The following is a 14,149-nucleotide window of genomic DNA, read 5'->3' as shown; positions in this document are numbered from 1 at the left end:
GGTTAGGGTCGCAGCATGAGCAAGCAAGACGGCTCGTCGCGTCAGGTCACGACGGGTCCCGTCGACGACTCCGCGACGCCGATCCTGCACGTCGACATGGACGCGTTCTTCGTCTCGGTCGAACTGCTCACCCGCCCCGAGTTGCGCGGCAAGCCCGTGCTCGTCGGCGGCACCGCCGGTCGCGGCGTCGTGGCCGCCGCGAGCTATGAGGCGCGTCGATTCGGCGTGAACTCCGCGATGCCGATGTCGATCGCGTTGCAGCGCTGCCCGAACGCCATCGTGCTCCGCGGTGACTACGCGAGCTACGCGAAGTACTCCAAGCAGGTCATGGCGATCTTCGAGCAGCTCACGCCACTGGTCGAGCCGCTCTCCATCGACGAGGCGTTCCTCGATGTGTCGGGAGCCAGGCGCCTGCACGGCAGTCCGGCCGAGATCGCCTGGACCATCCGTGAGCGCGTGCGCGCCGAGACCGGGCTCACCTGCTCCGTCGGGGTCGCGGCGACCAAGTACGTCGCGAAGGTCGCCTCGAGCCGCGCGAAGCCCGACGGCATGCTCGTCGTACCGGCCGCCGACACCGTCGCCTTCTTGCATCCGCTGCCGGTCTCGGCGCTGTGGGGCGTCGGCCGGGTCACCGAGGAGTCGCTCCTCAGGCTCGGGCTCCGCACCGTCGGCGACGTCGCCACGATGCCGCACGACGCACTCGTGCGCGCAGTCGGTCCGGCGCTCGCATCGAGGCTCGAGCGGCTCGCGAACGGCATCGATCCGCGCGACGTGCACACGACCCGCGTCGAGAAGAGCATCGGCCACGAGAACACGTTCGGCTACGATCTCACCGATCCTGTCGACATCCGCCGCGAGCTGCTCCGTCTCGCCGACAATGTCGGTGTGCGGCTGCGCAAGGCCGGCCTCGTCGGCCGCACCGTGGTGCTGAAGCTCCGTTACGGCGACTTCCGCACGGTCACGCGGTCGCGCACGCTGGCCGAGCCCACCGATGTCGCGCGCCGCATCTACGACGAGGCATCCGAAGCGCTCACCGAGCTCATCGGCGACGGGCAGCGCATCCGGCTCATCGGCGTGCGCGCCGAGCACCTGCAGGTGTCGGGCAGCGGCGCGATGCTGTGGGATCCAGACGAGGAGTGGCGCGACGCCGAGCGCACGATCGACGAGGTCACGGCGAAGTTCGGCAAGGGGTCGGTGCGTCCGGCAACCCTCGTCGGCCGCAGAGGTGAGCGAGGCGAGCGGGGCGAGGCAGGTGAGCGAGGCGAGGCACGTGATGAGCAATCGCGTGCCGATGGTGACGACGACGCGTCGACCGCGGCGGCAGGGTGGGGCTGGTAGGCCGCGGCATCCCCGAGTAGCGTTGCCCGCATGGCTGAACTCGTACTGGAACTCGCAGAGACCGTTTCCGGCGTCGGCGTGAAGACGTCTTACGGCGAGACACTCGACATCGACGGCACCAAGGTGGTTCCGGTGGCGCTCGGCTACTACGGCTTCGGCGGTGGCGGTGGGAGCGACGAGAAGGGCGACCAGGGCAGTGGAGGCGGCGGAGGCGGCGTCTCCATTCCGATCGGCGCATACATCGGTCGCGGAGGCGACGTGCGCTTCGAGCCGAACCTCATCGGGCTGATGCTCGTCGCGACGCCGCTCATCTGGGTGACGGGCAAGGCCTTGAAGGTGGTCATCCGCGCGCTCAAGCGCTGACGGCTCGCAGCGCAGCCCTGCGCCGTTGCGTCGTCGTTGCTGTCGCACGGCGTCATCCAGACTGCCGGTCGTCGCAAGTCGGCGAACTCCGCGGCGTATACTCGGTGTCGAACACGGGAGTCCGGTGAGCCGGGCTGAGAGGAAGGTTCTCAACCTTCGACCGTCGAACCTGATCTGGGTAATGCCAGCGCAGGGAGGGCATCACATCTCAATCCCGTGCCTCTTTCCACGAATCGAAAGGGCACGTCAGTGCACAACGCAACCAACTCCGACACCGCCGAGACCACGCCGGCGGCCAGCCCGTCACGTTCTGGCTGGCGAGTCGTCGACATCGTCGTCGCGAGCGTCATCGGCGTCGCGACCGGCCTCGTCTTCCTGTTCTGGAACAACGTCGGCTACGCCTGGTTCGTCGCGGCCGACGCCGTGACGCCGGGTCTCGGCGGTGTCGCCGTGGGCATCTGGCTCATCGGCGGCGTGCTCGGCGGGCTCATCATCCGCAAGCCCGGCGCGGCGCTCTTCGTCGAGCTCCTCGCCGCGGTCGTCTCCGCGCTCGTCGGAAACCAGTGGGGCATCGAGACGATCTACTCGGGGCTCGCGCAGGGTCTCGGCGCCGAACTCGTCTTCGCGGCGTTCCGGTACAAGCGCTTCGGCGTGCTGCAGGCCGTGCTCGCCGGTGCGGCCGCCGGCGCGGCGGCCTGGACCCTCGAGCTCTTCCTCTCGGGCAACCTGCAGAAGTCGGCCGAGTTCCTCGGGCTCTACTTCGTCGCAGTGGTGATCTCGGGCGCGATCCTCGCCGGCCTCCTCGGCTGGCTCGTGGTACGTGCGCTTGCCGCGACCGGTGCATTGCACCGCTTCGCAGCAGGGCGGGACGTGACCGAGCGGGTCTGACCCATGTCGGAATCCTCGCTGGCACAACGACCCGTCCGCGTCGAGGCTCGCGGCTGGGGCTGGCGTCACGCCGGCCGCATCCGATGGGCGATCGACGGCATCGACTTCGTCATCGAGCCGGGGGAGCGAGTGCTCCTGCTCGGTCCGTCCGGGTCCGGCAAGTCGTCGCTCCTGCATGCCCTGGCCGGCGTGCACGGCGGTGATGACGAGGGCGAGCAGCGCGGACGGTTGCTCATCGACGGTGCTGCGGCGGGTGCGGCACGTGGGCGGGCGGGCCTCGTGTTGCAGGATCCCGACTCCCAGGTGATCCTTGCTCGGGTCGGCGACGACGTGGCGTTCGGCTGCGAGAACCTCGGTGTGCCGCGCGACGAGATCTGGCGGCGAGTGGGCGAGGCACTCGACGCCGTGGGACTCGAGCTGCCGTTCGCGCATCCCACCTCGGCGCTCTCGGGCGGGCAGAAGCAGCGGCTCGCCCTCGCCGGCGCGATCGCCATGCGGCCAGGTCTCCTGCTCCTCGACGAACCCACCGCGAACCTCGATCCTTCGGGCGTCAGCGAGGTGCGCGACGCCGTCGCACGCGTGCTCGACCGCATCGGTGCCACCTTCGTCGTCGTCGAACACCGCGTCGACGTCTGGCTCGATCTCGTCGACCGGGTGGTCGTGCTCGGCGCCGACGGGCGGGTCCTGGCCGATGGGCCGCCGGCGGAGGTGCTCGAACGGCACCGGGATGCGCTCCTCGCCGCAGGCGTGTGGGTCCCGGGCGTGCCGCTTCCGATCGTGGGCGGGGTCGATCCAGCGAGGAGGTGCCCGACCGAGTCGATCCTCGTCGGCGAGCAACTCGCCATCGGACGTCGACGCGGTGCTGTCGTACGGGCGGGCCTCGACGTCTCGCTTCCCGACGGATGCTCCACGGTGCTCACCGGACCCAACGGCGCCGGCAAGTCGACGTTGGCGCTCACCCTCGGCGGGCTGCTGGCGCCGCTCTCCGGCCGCGTCGCGGCATCTGATTCGCTGGCGTCGAGCCTTGGATCGGCCCCCATCCGGTGGCGCTCGCGTGAGTTGCTGACCCGCATCGGCACGGTGTTCCAAGAGCCCGAGCACCAGTTCGTCGCCTCGACCGTGCGTGGTGAGATAGCGGTGGCCCCGCGCGCTCTCGGCCTGCCTGCGGCCGAGATCGAGACCCGAACCGACGACGTGCTCACGAGGCTCCGGCTCGATCGGCTCGCCGGGGCCAATCCCTTCACACTGTCGGGGGGCGAGCAACGACGACTGTCGGTCGCTTCAGTGCTCGTCGCCCGTCCTCGCGTCGTGATTCTCGATGAACCGACCTTCGGGCAAGACAGGGTCACGTGGCTCGAACTTGTACGGCTCCTGCGCGACCTCGTCGACGATGGCGTGACGTTGCTTTCGGTCACGCACGATGCGGCGTTCCGTGAAGTACTCGGCGATCATCGGCTCGAGCTTGCCGGATCGGCCGAGACCGTCGCGTCGCGCCCGTCCGGAGGTGCCGTATGAGCGCGAACGCGACGGCACCGGCGGTCGGCGCCGTTCCAGCCGCACCGCGACTCCGGTTCATCGATGCGGTCAACCCGGTCACGCGCCTGGCGGCGGTGATGGTGCTCACGACGCCGCTCCTGCTGACCGTCGATTGGCTGAGCGCCGCCGTGGCCCTCGGCATCCAGCTGCTGCTCTTCGCCGTGGCCGGGGTCACACCGCGACTCCTCATCGCGCGCACGTGGCCGATCCTGCTCGCCGCGCCGGTCGCCGGCGTCAGCATGCTGCTCTACGGGCGTCCCGCGGGCACCGAGTACTGGAGCTTCTGGCTCGCCCGCGTCACCGACGGGTCGATCGATCTCGCACTCGCGATCACCGTGCGCGTGCTCGCCATCGGCCTGCCTGCCGCGCTGCTGTTCCTTCGGGTCGATCCAACGGAACTCGCCGACGGCCTCGCTCAGATCGCACGACTGCCGTCGCGTTTCGTGCTCGGTGCGCTTGCGGCGACGCGCCTTGTCGGCCTCTTCGTCGAGGACTGGCGAGCCATGGCGCTCTCGCGCCGGGCGCGCGGCATCGGCGACCACCGGACGCTGCGGCGCATCGCGACGATGGCATTCGCGCTCCTCGTGCTCGCGATCCGGCGGGGCAGCAAGCTCGCAACGGCGATGGAAGCGCGGGGCTTCGGCTCCGACATCCAACGCACCTGGGCGCGCCAGTCGCGGGTCGGCATTCCCGATGTCGCGCTGCTCGTGATCGCCACCGCGATCGCCGCGATCGCGATCGCCGTCGCAGTGTGGGCGGGCACCTTCCACCCGGTGTGGGCGTGAGGGACGACCCGCCGGGGCGGCCACCGGCCGTCGCCGTCGCCCACGCCGATGCCGTCACTGCAGAGGCATCCGACTCTCCATTCGAGCCGATCGTCGCTGCTTCCGCCGTGCGCGGCATCCTCGCCGCGGTACGGGGCCGCCGCGCGCCGATCGTGCTCATCGACGGCCCGAGCGGCGCGGGCAAGAGCACGCTCGCGGATGCCGTGCTCGATCGCTGGCCGGGCCCGGCGCCGTCGCTCGTGCGCCTCGACGACGCGTACCGTGGCTGGAACGGGCTGGCTCGCGCCGGATCCGACCTCGCCCGCACGCTCGTTCCGCCGCTGCGTCGAGGCGGCGTCGGTCGCTGGACTCGCTGGGACTGGGCGGCCGATGCTCCGGGCGCCCTCGAGCGACGACGTCCGGGCCGTGCGCTCATCATCGAAGGGTGCGGGGCGTTCGCCGCGGGTGCGCTCGCGCCGAATGCGGTGCACGTGTGGGTGGCGGCCCCAGATGCCCTCCGCAAGCGGCGTGCACTCGAACGTGACGGTGGCCGGTACGACCCGTTCTGGGCCATCTGGGAGCGGCAGTGGCGGCGGTACGTGCATCGCGCCGTCCCCGAGCGGCGGGCCTCGATCCACGTGCGCCGCACCGATGACGGGCGCCTGGAGCCGGCATCTGCGCAGAGCGCGCCGTCTGCCGCCGCACGCGCGTGAGGGATACGGTAGTCACATGACTGCAGAGACCGCAGGTGCACAATACGTCGCGGAGTTCATCGACGGGCCGCTCGAAGGGGAGTTCGAGCATCGCGTACTCGTCGGAGGCAAGCCCGAGTCACGAGTCGGCATGTTCGCCGCGGTCGACGGCCTCGAGTCGGTGTTCTGGTACGACGCCGTCGAGCAGCGGGAGGTGAACGGTCAGCTTCGTGTGCGCTTCCGCTTCGACGCCGACGACTCAGATCCGGTGGAGTCCGACGACGAGAACGACTGAGGCATCCGGCGCAGCATGAGCCTGCGCAGCTCGAATCGGATGCCCGTTCACCTCTCCTGGTCGGCGACGAACGCCGAGATGAGCTCGACCGGATGACTCAGGCGCCACAACGGCCCGGGATCGCGGATGTCGGCGCTGAGCTCGAGCGGTGACGCGATCTCTCCCGTGGCGGTCGACACCGCAGCGCGGCCCACATCGCGGCCCTTCGCCGCCGTCGAGAACGGCTCCACGGTGACGGATGTCTCGCCGAGCGCCGTGCCCCAGGCGACCGCCGTGCGCGTGGTCGACGCCACGACCTCACCGCGATCGCCCCACGGCGCCTCGACCTCGGCGTACGCAGTTCCCGAGGTGATCACGGTGATCGGTTGCGCCGCGACCTTCGTGGATTCGAGGGCCGCGAGCACGGCCGGATCGAGCGTCTCGTAGTCGGGCATGCGGAGCATCGCGCCGACGATCCGCCGTGGTTCGTCACCCTCTGCACCGGGAATCTCGGCGGTGAAGAGCAAGCAGAGGCCGGCTTGATCGGTGAAGCTGCGGGAGATCGAGCGCACGCCATCGCCTTCGAGGTGCGCGGCGATGTCGGGCACGTTCCGGGTGCCCGGGGTGGGGGTCGGGGTCGCCGACCCGTCGAAGATCTCGGCGATCTCGGGGTCGGCGAGGGCGAGTGCCACGAGGCGAGTGAGCTCCTCGGCCGTGCCGACGTTGTCGCCCGAGAGCCCGGTGGCGTCATCGACCCGGGTTGATTCGAAGCCGTTCTCGGCAAGCCACTCGTTCGCCGCCGCGACGTAGGGCTCCACGCCGCCGAACGCCCAGCGCACGAGCGTGTCGGCGTGATTGTTGCTCGACGCGAGCAGCACGGCCCGCACGACGTCGCGCTCCGTCCAGGTCTCGCCGGGCGACACCTGCAGGGTGCGCGAGCCCTCGCCCGAGTACCTCAGGTAGTCGGTGTAGTCGGCTGGACCGATGGGGATGCCGGGTCCGGCGCCCTCATCGGGCAGGGGCAGCGATTCGAGGGTGGCGAGCACTGCCACGAGTTTCGCCGCTCCACCGATCGGCACCACGCCCGCCTCGCCGCCGAGGGCGAGCGTCTCGGCCGAGCCGTCGTCGGCGATGACCGCGAGCGCGTTGGCGCCGGTGCCGGGCAGCACGATGGGAGCTGCGGGTTCGCCGGCGGCATCCGCGGCTCCTTCGACCTTCACCATGACATCGGGGAGGGGGCCGAGGAGCATCGCCGGGCCGTAGACCCCGATGCCGAGAATCGCGAGCGCGCCGACGATGATGCCGACGATGCGGCCGGGGGCGAGGCTCATGGAATCAGCGTATCCCGAGCGTCGTCATGCCCAGCCCAGCTCGTGCAGGCGGACGTCGTCGATGCCGTAGAAGTGCGCGATCTCGTGCACGAGGGTGACGTGGATCTCCTCGCGCAGTTGCTCCTCGTCGCTCGAGATCGCGAGCAGCGGCTCACGGTAGAGCACGATGCGGTCGGGGGTCTCGCCGAAGCCGTAGCGGTCGCGTTCGGTGAGCGCCCAGCCGTCGTAGAGCCCGAGCAGGTCGAGGGTGCCGTCTTCGGGGCGATCCTCGACGACGAAGACGACGTTCTCGAGTCCGTCGACCATGTCATCTGGCAATTCGTCGAGCTCGTCGACGACGATCGCTTCGAAAGCCTCGGCATCGAGTTCCACGACCAGCTCCGATCGAGGCCAACGGGATCAGGCAACTGACTAGGGGCAATTGGGGTGAGTAACGGGGCTTGAACCCGCGACCTCCTGGACCACAACCAGGCGCTCTACCGACTGAGCTATACCCACCATGTGACGACCACCGGAGTGATCAGGCAACTCAAAGAGACTACTACAACTTGCTGTCGAACTCGTCCACCACTGAGGTCGCGAGCGCCTGGAGGTCCTGGCTGGTGGGACCGGGCGCCGCCACGAAGAGCGCGCGGCGGTAGTACTCGAGCTCGCGGATCGACTCGAGGATGTCGGCGAGGGCGCGGTGACCGCCGTTCTTGGCGGGGGAGTTGAAGTACGCACGCGGGTACCAGCGTTTCGCGAGCTCCTTGATCGACGACACGTCGACGTTGCGATAGTGCAGGTGTGCATCGAGTCGCGGCATGTACTTCGTGAGGAACGCGCGGTCGGTGCCGATCGAGTTGCCGGCGAGCGGCGCCTTCTGTTCGTCGGGCACATGCTTCAACACGTACTCGAGCACCTCGTACTCCGCCTCGGCCACGCTCACACCGTTGGGGATCTCCTCGATGAGGCCAGACTCGGTGTGCATCGTGCGCACGAATTCGCCCATCGACTCGAGCGCGCTCGCATCGGGCTTGATCACGATGCTGAGTCCCGCGTCGACAGGAGTCAGGTCGTAGTCGGTGATGACGACCGCGATCTCGACGAGCTCATCGACATCGAGGTCGAGGCCGGTCATTTCGCAGTCGATCCAGACCAGTCGGTCGCTCGGTGATGCCATGCGGTGAGTCTACCGGCGGGCTGCGACACCGTCCGACGGCGTGCGACACCGCTCGACGGCGTGCGATGCGGGTCATCCGGCTCATAGGCTGGCGTGGTGTCCACACTGGAAGACGTCGTGCAGGCGATCGAGGCGCTGCGACGCCAACGGTCGCGCATCGTCGTCGGTGTGTCGGGCTTCGGCGGCTCCGGCAAGTCCACACTCACCCGGTTCCTCGTCTCCACTGTGCCGGCGATCGCCCGGATTCGCGGGGATGACTTCCTCGACCCTGATCGATCGCATCGTCGTTCGGGCGAGTGGGACGGAGTCGATCGACTGCGCCTTCGCCGTGAGGTGCTCGACCCGTTCCGGGAAGGACGTGCATCGGAGTTCCGGCGATTCGACTGGGAGCGCGGCGAGCTCGGTGCACCCGAGTCGCTCCCCACTGCAGAGGTGCTCGTCGTCGACGGCGTCGGATTGTTCCATCCCGAGCTGCACGGCGCGATCGACCTGCGGATCTGGGTCGATGTGGATCTCGAGACCGCGACGGCTCGCGGGAAGGAGCGCGACCGTGCGGCCGGCCACGACCACGATCACCTGTGGGATGACGTCTGGGTGCCGAACGAGCGCGAGTTCATGTCGGCGTTCGATCCGCGGCGAGCGGCCGACATGAGATACCAGCCCACGGATGCCGCCGCCGGTGTTCGCTCGCTCGATCGAGGCTGACGACGAGCCATTGAGACGATCGCTGCGGTGCCCCCGGCAGGAATCGAACCTGCGACCGACAGATTAGAAGGCTGCTGCTCTATCCGCTGAGCTACGGGGGCCGGCATGGCCAGCATACCGGCCTCGGTCGGATCAGCCCGCAGTCGGCGTGTGGAGGTCGTCGACCGGAGACCGGTCGGCGCCCCTCGATCGCCGCTGTCTCAGGGCGAGCGCAATGAGCGGGAACAGCAGCACCGAGAGCATGCCGGCGCCGACGAGGGCGGCGGCCGTGCCGCTCGGGAGATATCGCTCATCGACGCCGATCGCCGAGACGGCCACGATGATCGGCAGCCCGGTCGCGCCGAAGAGCGCCGTCGCCGCGAGGTCGCGTCGGCTCGATCCGGGTGGTGCGGCGAGCATCGACGGAAGCCCGCGCACGACGAGGAACAGCACGAGGAAGATTGGCAGCAACACGAGGGTGCGCGCGTCGGCGAACAGTGCCGCCAGATCGAAGGTCACCCCGGTGTTGATGAAGAAGACCGGCACGAGGAACCCGTATCCGAGCGCCTCGATCTTCGTCTCGACGATCTCGGCGTCATGCGGAGGGGCCCCCGTGAGCAGGATCCGGTAGATCACGCCGGCCGTGAATGCCCCGAGCAGCATGTCGAGGCCCAGCAGGATGCTGAGCGCGACGAGGGACAGCAGCACGAGCACCACGAGGCGCACCGCGAACTGCCCGCTCGTGTGCAGGGTCGCGGCGATGGTCGCGTGCATGCCCCGCCCGATGCCGCGCGAGGCGAGCCAGATCGCGAGCCCGGCGACCACGGCGAACGCGATGAGGAACCCCGCCGCGAGCAGCTCCGAACGACCGCTGAGGAACAGCGAGATCGCGAGGAGCGGCCCGAACTCGCCGACCGCGCCGAGCGCCATGACGGCGACGCCGAACGGAGTGCGCAGGTCGCCCGAGTCGCGCAGTACGGGCATGATCGTGCCGAGCGCCGTCGAGGTGAGGGCGATGCCGATGAAGACGGCGGCCGAGAGATCCGGCGCCAGGAGTGCCGCGATGCCGATGCCCGCGGCGAGCGACATGAGCCATCCGATCGCGGCACGGGAGATCGGCCTGCCGCGGATCGTACGGAAGTCGATCTCGTTGCCGGCGAGGAAGAAGAGCATCGCGAGGCCGAAGTCGGCGAGGAGGCCCGTGAAGTCGTCGGGCCGGACCCAGCCCAGCAGGGCAGGTCCGAGCAGCAGGCCGAGCACGATCTCGAAGACGACGAGGGGAATCGCCGCCCAGCGGCCGATCGCGCGCACGAGGAGCGGCGCTGCGACGGCGATCGCCGGCATCAGCACCATCGTGCCGAGGGACACCTCCACGCCGCGCCTCCTGCCGGCGCAGCGGTGTGCGCCTGCCGCGATGCTATCCGAGCCGCCCGGCTTGACAGGGAAGGCGAGCGGATGCCGCGACGCGCCGTGTTTCGCGCGGGAAACATGCCAGCGGTATCGTCTTGACATGCGAGACCTGCAGTCGCGAATCATCGCGGAACTCAATGTCAGTCCGGTCATCGACCCAGCCGAGCAGGTTCGCTCGCGCATCGATTTCCTGAAGGCCTACGCCCGCACCACCGGGGCGAAGGGGTTCATCCTCGGCATCAGCGGCGGGCAGGACTCCTCCCTTGCCGGACGACTCTGCAAGCTCGCCGTGGATGAGCTCATCGCCGAAGGCGACGCTGCTCGGTTCGTCGCGGTGCGCTTGCCCTATGGCGTGCAGCACGACGAGGTCGACGCGCAGCTCGCCCTCGGCTTCGTCGAACCCCACGAGACGGTCGTCTTCAACATCAAGCGGGGGGTCGACGGGCTCCTCGAGGAGTTCCTCGACGCCAACGGAGTCGCCCTCAGCGACTTCGGGAAAGGCAACGTGAAGGCGCGCATGCGGATGGTCTCGCAGTACGCGCTCGCCGGTGAGGGCGCGTTGCTCGTGGTCGGCACCGATCACGCGGCTGAGGCGGTCACGGGGTTCTTCACGAAGTACGGCGACGGCGGAGCCGACATCCTGCCGCTGACGGGCCTCACCAAGCGGCAGGGCCGCGCCCTGCTCGAGTACCTCGGCGCCCCCGAACGGCTGTCGGTCAAGGTTCCGACCGCAGACCTGCTCGACGGCGACCCCGGCCAAGCCGACGAGGCGAACCTCGGCCTCACGTATCACGACATCGATGCGTACCTCGAGGGCCGCGAGATCGACCCGGGCGTCGCCGAGCTCATCGAGGCGAGGTTCCTGCAGACGCGCCACAAGCGCGCGGTGCCCGTCTCGATGTTCGACGACTGGTGGATCTGAGACGGCGCGACCGGTTGGTCTCGCCGCCGCTGTCGTCAGCGGGGCGACTCGGTCTCGAAGGTGCGCATCGGCGCCGTCGCTGAACCCGTGTTCTCGGCGACGCTCATGGGCGCGCGGTAGCGATCGTGGTGCTGCTCGGCGACCCAGGCATCCTGCTCCTCGATCGCGGCATGCTCGGGCTCTGGCCGCTGCGAACGCCACCGGGTGAGATCGTTCTGGAACTGGCGGCGCGTGCGAGACGGATGCTTCTGCCATTCGATGAGTCGATCGCGGAACTCCACGACCGCCGGATCGAGCTGGTACCCGAACGTGGCGGAGGCGCGCTTCAACTCGTGGAGCTGATGCGCAGCCCAGTTCGCCGCGACATCCGAGCCGCGAATCGGCAGCAGTCGCATGAGGATGTCGGCTTGACCGACGTTCCGATCGGCGAGCACTTGCTCTTGGGGAGTCAGCGAATTCCATACCGAGGCTTCGGTCGCGGCATCGACCAGGGCGGAGATCGCAGCGGACTTGACCTCGCGGTCACGCTGGGCGACGACGCGTCTGATCGCGATGCTCGAGATCCAGGCGGCGAGGAGTCCGGCGGCGAGGACCGCGATGAACAGCACCACCGCCGAGAAGACCGTTGGACGGGCCGCGCTCGACGAGAGCCAGGAGAAGATGTCGTTCCACCACTGCATGGCCGTAGGTTATCCCGCGCTCGGCACGGGCGACCCGAGCCGCCGCGGCGCGCCCCGGTTCGAGTTCACCGCCGTCACCGGAAACACTCGGCGGCGTCGCGTGGAGACCAGAATTCGCCGAGATCCATCGAGCGGATGGCGCCGGGCAGCAGGCGTCTCGCACGGTAGCGCTCGACACCGCCGCCGGCATCGCGGCGCTCGATGTGCCCGAGCACCGTTCCCGCAGGCTTGGCGACGCGCCAGAGCCCGGGGCCTGCAGGTGAGATCAGGAGTCCGGGCAGGTCGATGGGGAACGGCTCGCGAGGTCGCGCGAGGGTGATGACGGACATGTCGCTCCTCTCGTCGCAGCCGGCCGGCGGGTGTGCCACGAGAGTATGGGTGCCCACCGACATCCGCCGCCGCTTTCGTAGCGAGCCGATACGCCGAGCGCAGCACCGCGATGCGGAAGTGAAGGCCCGTTCAGCCGATCGCCGTGCCGTGCACGGCGTGTGGCTCGATGCGGGCGATCTCCTCTTCGGTGAGGGGCGGAGCGTCGAGGGCGGCGACGTTCTGCTCGAGCTGGGCGACGCTCGAGGCGCCGATGATCGCGCTCGCGACGAGCGGTTGCCGGAGCACCCAGTTGAGGGCGAGCTGTGCGAGGGTCTGCCCCCGCTCGCGCGCGACGCCGTCGAGCGCTCGAGCGAGCTCGAGGTACTCGGGGCTGATGCGGTCGGCCGAGAGGAATCGGCTCGTGGCCGCTCGTGAGCCGGAGGGCACCTCGCCCGCGAGATACCGATCGGTGAGGAGCCCCTGGGCGAGCGGAGAGAACACGATGCTCGCCGCACCGACCTCCTCGAGTGCCGGGAAGAGGCCGTCTTCGACGTGCCGGTCGAACATCGAGTAGCGCGGCTGGTGGATGAGCAGCGGAACCCCTTCGGCCTCGAGGGCCGCCGCCGCCGCACGGGTCTGGTCGGGGGAGTAGTTCGAGATGCCGACGTAGAGGGCCTTGCCCTGGCGCACCGCGGTCGCGAGGGCGCCCATGGTCTCCTCGATGGGCGTCTCGGGGTCGGGGCGGTGCGAGTAGAAGATGTCGACATACTCGAGCCCGAGCCGGCCGAGGCTCTGGTCGAGCGATGCGAGCAGGTACTTGCGGGAGCCGAAGTCGCCGTACGGACCCGGCCACATGTCGTACCCGGCCTTCGACGAGATGATGAGCTCGTCGCGATAGGGCGCGAGGTCGCTCGCGAGGATGCGCCCGAAGTTCTCCTCGGCGCTTCCGGCGGGCGGCCCGTAGTTGTTCGCGAGGTCGAAGTGCGTGATGCCGAGGTCGAAGGCGCGCTGCACGATCGCGCGCTGCGTGTCGAGCGGTCGGTCGTGGCCGAAGTTGTGCCACAGGCCGAGCGAGAGCGCCGGCAGCTTCAGGCCGCTTCGTCCGACGCGGTTGTACCGCATCTGTTCGTACCGTTCGGGGGAGGCGACATAGGTCATCCAGATACTCTAGAGCGATGGAAAGCTACGTTCTCGCCGGCGGTTGCTTCTGGTGTCTCGACGCCGTGTACCGCACGCTTCGCGGCGTCCACGGTGTGGTGTCGGGCTACACGGGCGGCCAGACGCTGCATCCCGACTACGAGGCCGTCTGCACCGGCACCACCGGTCATGCCGAGGCCGTGAGGGTCGAGTTCGACCCCGAGGTCATCCCGCGCGACGTGATCCTCGACGTGTTCTTCTCGCTGCACGACCCGACGCAGCTGAACCGCCAGGGGGCCGACGTGGGCACCCAGTATCGTTCGGCGATGTTCCCGGCGAACGACGAGCAGCGAGAGCGCTTCGAGCAGGCTCGCACACGGGCCGCCGAGTGGTGGCCCGGCGAGATCGTCACGACGATCGAGCCGCTCGGCGCCTTCCACGATGCCGAGGAGTACCACCAGGACTTCTTCGCCAAGAATCCCGGTCAGGGCTACTGCCTCGCCGTCGCGTTGCCGAAGGTCAACAAGATCCGTCGCTCGTACTCCGAGTACGTGCTCGCCTAGCCGCACTTCTCCTCCACAGCGCCGCCGAGCGACCTCGCGTGCACGAGAGCCCCCGATCGCGGCCGGCGCTGCGGCCTGCGCGTGATGCTGGTGCGA

17 protein-coding genes, 2 tRNA genes and 1 riboswitch are annotated in these 14,149 nt (G+C 69.2%); of the genes, 10 read left to right on the top strand and 9 right to left on the bottom strand.

Annotation, left to right across the window (positions count from 1 at the left end):
* The first annotated feature begins 15 nt into the window (after positions 1-15).
* The 7 genes from QFZ29_RS09445 (at position 16) to QFZ29_RS09415 (ending at position 5,876) form a co-directional block, all read left to right on the top strand.
* Positions 16-1,338 (top strand): DNA polymerase IV, encoded by a 1,323-nt coding sequence (locus tag QFZ29_RS09445; RefSeq protein WP_306893873.1) that lies wholly within the window; start codon positions 16-18, stop codon positions 1,336-1,338.
* Positions 1,339-1,368: 30 nt separating this feature from the next.
* Positions 1,369-1,701 (top strand): hypothetical protein, encoded by a 333-nt coding sequence (locus tag QFZ29_RS09440; RefSeq protein ID WP_129520754.1) that lies wholly within the window; start codon positions 1,369-1,371, stop codon positions 1,699-1,701.
* 103 nt (positions 1,702-1,804) lie between these two features.
* Positions 1,805-1,914: riboswitch (TPP riboswitch) on the top strand.
* Positions 1,915-1,950: 36 nt separating this feature from the next.
* Positions 1,951-2,589, top strand: a complete 639-nt coding sequence (locus tag QFZ29_RS09435) for an ECF transporter S component (RefSeq protein ID WP_306893872.1) — start codon at positions 1,951-1,953, stop codon at positions 2,587-2,589.
* A gap of 3 nt (positions 2,590-2,592) precedes the next feature.
* Positions 2,593-4,104 carry an ABC transporter ATP-binding protein gene (locus tag QFZ29_RS09430; RefSeq protein ID WP_306893871.1) on the top strand — a complete coding sequence of 504 codons (1,512 nt, stop codon included), beginning with the start codon at positions 2,593-2,595 and terminating at the stop codon, positions 4,102-4,104.
* Positions 4,101-4,910 carry an energy-coupling factor transporter transmembrane component T family protein gene (locus tag QFZ29_RS09425; RefSeq protein ID WP_306893870.1) on the top strand — a complete coding sequence of 270 codons (810 nt, stop codon included), beginning with the start codon at positions 4,101-4,103 and terminating at the stop codon, positions 4,908-4,910. Before QFZ29_RS09430 ends, QFZ29_RS09425 begins: the two co-directional genes overlap by 4 nt.
* Positions 4,907-5,602, top strand: coding sequence for an ATP-binding protein (locus QFZ29_RS09420; protein WP_306893869.1), 696 nt, complete (start codon positions 4,907-4,909; stop codon positions 5,600-5,602). The genes QFZ29_RS09425 and QFZ29_RS09420 overlap by 4 nt, the downstream gene beginning before the upstream one ends.
* A gap of 16 nt (positions 5,603-5,618) precedes the next feature.
* Entirely contained in the window at positions 5,619-5,876 is a 258-nt protein-coding gene (locus QFZ29_RS09415; RefSeq protein WP_306893868.1) for a hypothetical protein, read from the top strand.
* A 47-nt stretch (positions 5,877-5,923) separates the two neighbouring features.
* On the opposite strand, the gene QFZ29_RS09410 is transcribed toward QFZ29_RS09415, so the two are convergent.
* The 4 genes from QFZ29_RS09410 to orn form a co-directional block, all read right to left on the bottom strand.
* Positions 5,924-7,186: a hypothetical protein gene (locus QFZ29_RS09410; protein ID WP_306893867.1), complete on the bottom strand. Its 1,263-nt coding sequence runs from the start codon at positions 7,184-7,186 to the stop codon at positions 5,924-5,926.
* A gap of 24 nt (positions 7,187-7,210) precedes the next feature.
* A complete protein-coding gene (locus tag QFZ29_RS09405; protein WP_306893866.1) occupies positions 7,211-7,558 on the bottom strand; it encodes a metallopeptidase family protein in 348 nt (115 codons plus the stop codon).
* A 50-nt stretch (positions 7,559-7,608) separates the two neighbouring features.
* Positions 7,609-7,684: transfer RNA gene (locus QFZ29_RS09400), tRNA-His, on the bottom strand.
* A gap of 43 nt (positions 7,685-7,727) precedes the next feature.
* The gene (gene orn / locus QFZ29_RS09395; protein WP_129520746.1) at positions 7,728-8,348 is read right to left on the bottom strand and encodes an oligoribonuclease; all 621 of its coding nucleotides are present in this window, start codon (positions 8,346-8,348) and stop codon (positions 7,728-7,730) included.
* A gap of 96 nt (positions 8,349-8,444) precedes the next feature.
* Here orn and QFZ29_RS09390 point away from each other — a divergent pair, with 96 nt between their 5' ends.
* Positions 8,445-9,053 carry a phosphoglycerate transporter gene (locus QFZ29_RS09390; RefSeq protein ID WP_306893865.1) on the top strand — a complete coding sequence of 203 codons (609 nt, stop codon included), beginning with the start codon at positions 8,445-8,447 and terminating at the stop codon, positions 9,051-9,053.
* A gap of 28 nt (positions 9,054-9,081) precedes the next feature.
* Here QFZ29_RS09390 and QFZ29_RS09385 read toward each other — a convergent pair.
* Together QFZ29_RS09385 and QFZ29_RS09380 are read right to left on the bottom strand one after the other, a co-directional pair.
* Positions 9,082-9,154 (bottom strand) — tRNA-Arg (locus tag QFZ29_RS09385).
* A gap of 31 nt (positions 9,155-9,185) precedes the next feature.
* The gene (locus QFZ29_RS09380; protein ID WP_306893864.1) at positions 9,186-10,406 is read right to left on the bottom strand and encodes a cation:proton antiporter; all 1,221 of its coding nucleotides are present in this window, start codon (positions 10,404-10,406) and stop codon (positions 9,186-9,188) included.
* A gap of 136 nt (positions 10,407-10,542) precedes the next feature.
* Here QFZ29_RS09380 and nadE point away from each other — a divergent pair, with 136 nt between their 5' ends.
* Entirely contained in the window at positions 10,543-11,364 is an 822-nt protein-coding gene (gene nadE / locus QFZ29_RS09375) for an ammonia-dependent NAD(+) synthetase (protein WP_306893863.1), read from the top strand.
* A gap of 35 nt (positions 11,365-11,399) precedes the next feature.
* Here nadE and QFZ29_RS09370 read toward each other — a convergent pair whose 3' ends face one another.
* From QFZ29_RS09370 to QFZ29_RS09360, 3 genes are all read right to left on the bottom strand, one after another.
* The gene (locus QFZ29_RS09370; protein WP_306893862.1) at positions 11,400-12,044 is read right to left on the bottom strand and encodes a hypothetical protein; all 645 of its coding nucleotides are present in this window, start codon (positions 12,042-12,044) and stop codon (positions 11,400-11,402) included.
* Positions 12,045-12,118: 74 nt separating this feature from the next.
* Positions 12,119-12,373, bottom strand: a complete 255-nt coding sequence (locus QFZ29_RS09365) for a hypothetical protein (protein ID WP_306893861.1) — start codon at positions 12,371-12,373, stop codon at positions 12,119-12,121.
* 130 nt (positions 12,374-12,503) lie between these two features.
* Positions 12,504-13,511, bottom strand: coding sequence for an aldo/keto reductase (locus tag QFZ29_RS09360; RefSeq protein ID WP_306893860.1), 1,008 nt, complete (start codon positions 13,509-13,511; stop codon positions 12,504-12,506).
* A gap of 17 nt (positions 13,512-13,528) precedes the next feature.
* Here QFZ29_RS09360 and msrA point away from each other — a divergent pair, with 17 nt between their 5' ends.
* A complete protein-coding gene (gene msrA, locus QFZ29_RS09355) occupies positions 13,529-14,053 on the top strand; it encodes a peptide-methionine (S)-S-oxide reductase MsrA (protein WP_306893859.1) in 525 nt (174 codons plus the stop codon).
* The last annotated feature ends 96 nt before the right edge of the window (positions 14,054-14,149 follow it).

Origin of the sequence: Agromyces albus (assembly GCF_030815405.1) — a bacterium.
Lineage (GTDB): Bacteria > Actinomycetota > Actinomycetes > Actinomycetales > Microbacteriaceae > Agromyces > Agromyces albus_A.
This window is presented reverse-complemented; position numbering and strand designations above follow the sequence as displayed.

Excerpts from the sequence above, each read along its gene's own strand:
- QFZ29_RS09415 (WP_306893868.1), top strand. The coding sequence starts at position 5,619 with ATGACTGCAGAGACCGCAGGTGCACAATACGTCGCGGAGTTCATCGAC.
- QFZ29_RS09410 (WP_306893867.1), bottom strand. The coding sequence starts at position 7,186 with ATGAGCCTCGCCCCCGGCCGCATCGTCGGCATCATCGTCGGCGCGCTC.
- QFZ29_RS09445 (WP_306893873.1), top strand. The coding sequence starts at position 16 with ATGAGCAAGCAAGACGGCTCGTCGCGTCAGGTCACGACGGGTCCCGTC.
- QFZ29_RS09430 (WP_306893871.1), top strand. The coding sequence starts at position 2,593 with ATGTCGGAATCCTCGCTGGCACAACGACCCGTCCGCGTCGAGGCTCGC.
- nadE (WP_306893863.1), top strand. The coding sequence starts at position 10,543 with ATGCGAGACCTGCAGTCGCGAATCATCGCGGAACTCAATGTCAGTCCG.
- msrA (WP_306893859.1), top strand. The coding sequence starts at position 13,529 with ATGGAAAGCTACGTTCTCGCCGGCGGTTGCTTCTGGTGTCTCGACGCC.
- orn (WP_129520746.1), bottom strand. The coding sequence starts at position 8,348 with ATGGCATCACCGAGCGACCGACTGGTCTGGATCGACTGCGAAATGACC.
- QFZ29_RS09440 (WP_129520754.1), top strand. The coding sequence starts at position 1,369 with ATGGCTGAACTCGTACTGGAACTCGCAGAGACCGTTTCCGGCGTCGGC.
- QFZ29_RS09425 (WP_306893870.1), top strand. The coding sequence starts at position 4,101 with ATGAGCGCGAACGCGACGGCACCGGCGGTCGGCGCCGTTCCAGCCGCA.
- QFZ29_RS09370 (WP_306893862.1), bottom strand. The coding sequence starts at position 12,044 with ATGCAGTGGTGGAACGACATCTTCTCCTGGCTCTCGTCGAGCGCGGCC.
- QFZ29_RS09360 (WP_306893860.1), bottom strand. The coding sequence starts at position 13,511 with ATGACCTATGTCGCCTCCCCCGAACGGTACGAACAGATGCGGTACAAC.
- QFZ29_RS09365 (WP_306893861.1), bottom strand. The coding sequence starts at position 12,373 with ATGTCCGTCATCACCCTCGCGCGACCTCGCGAGCCGTTCCCCATCGAC.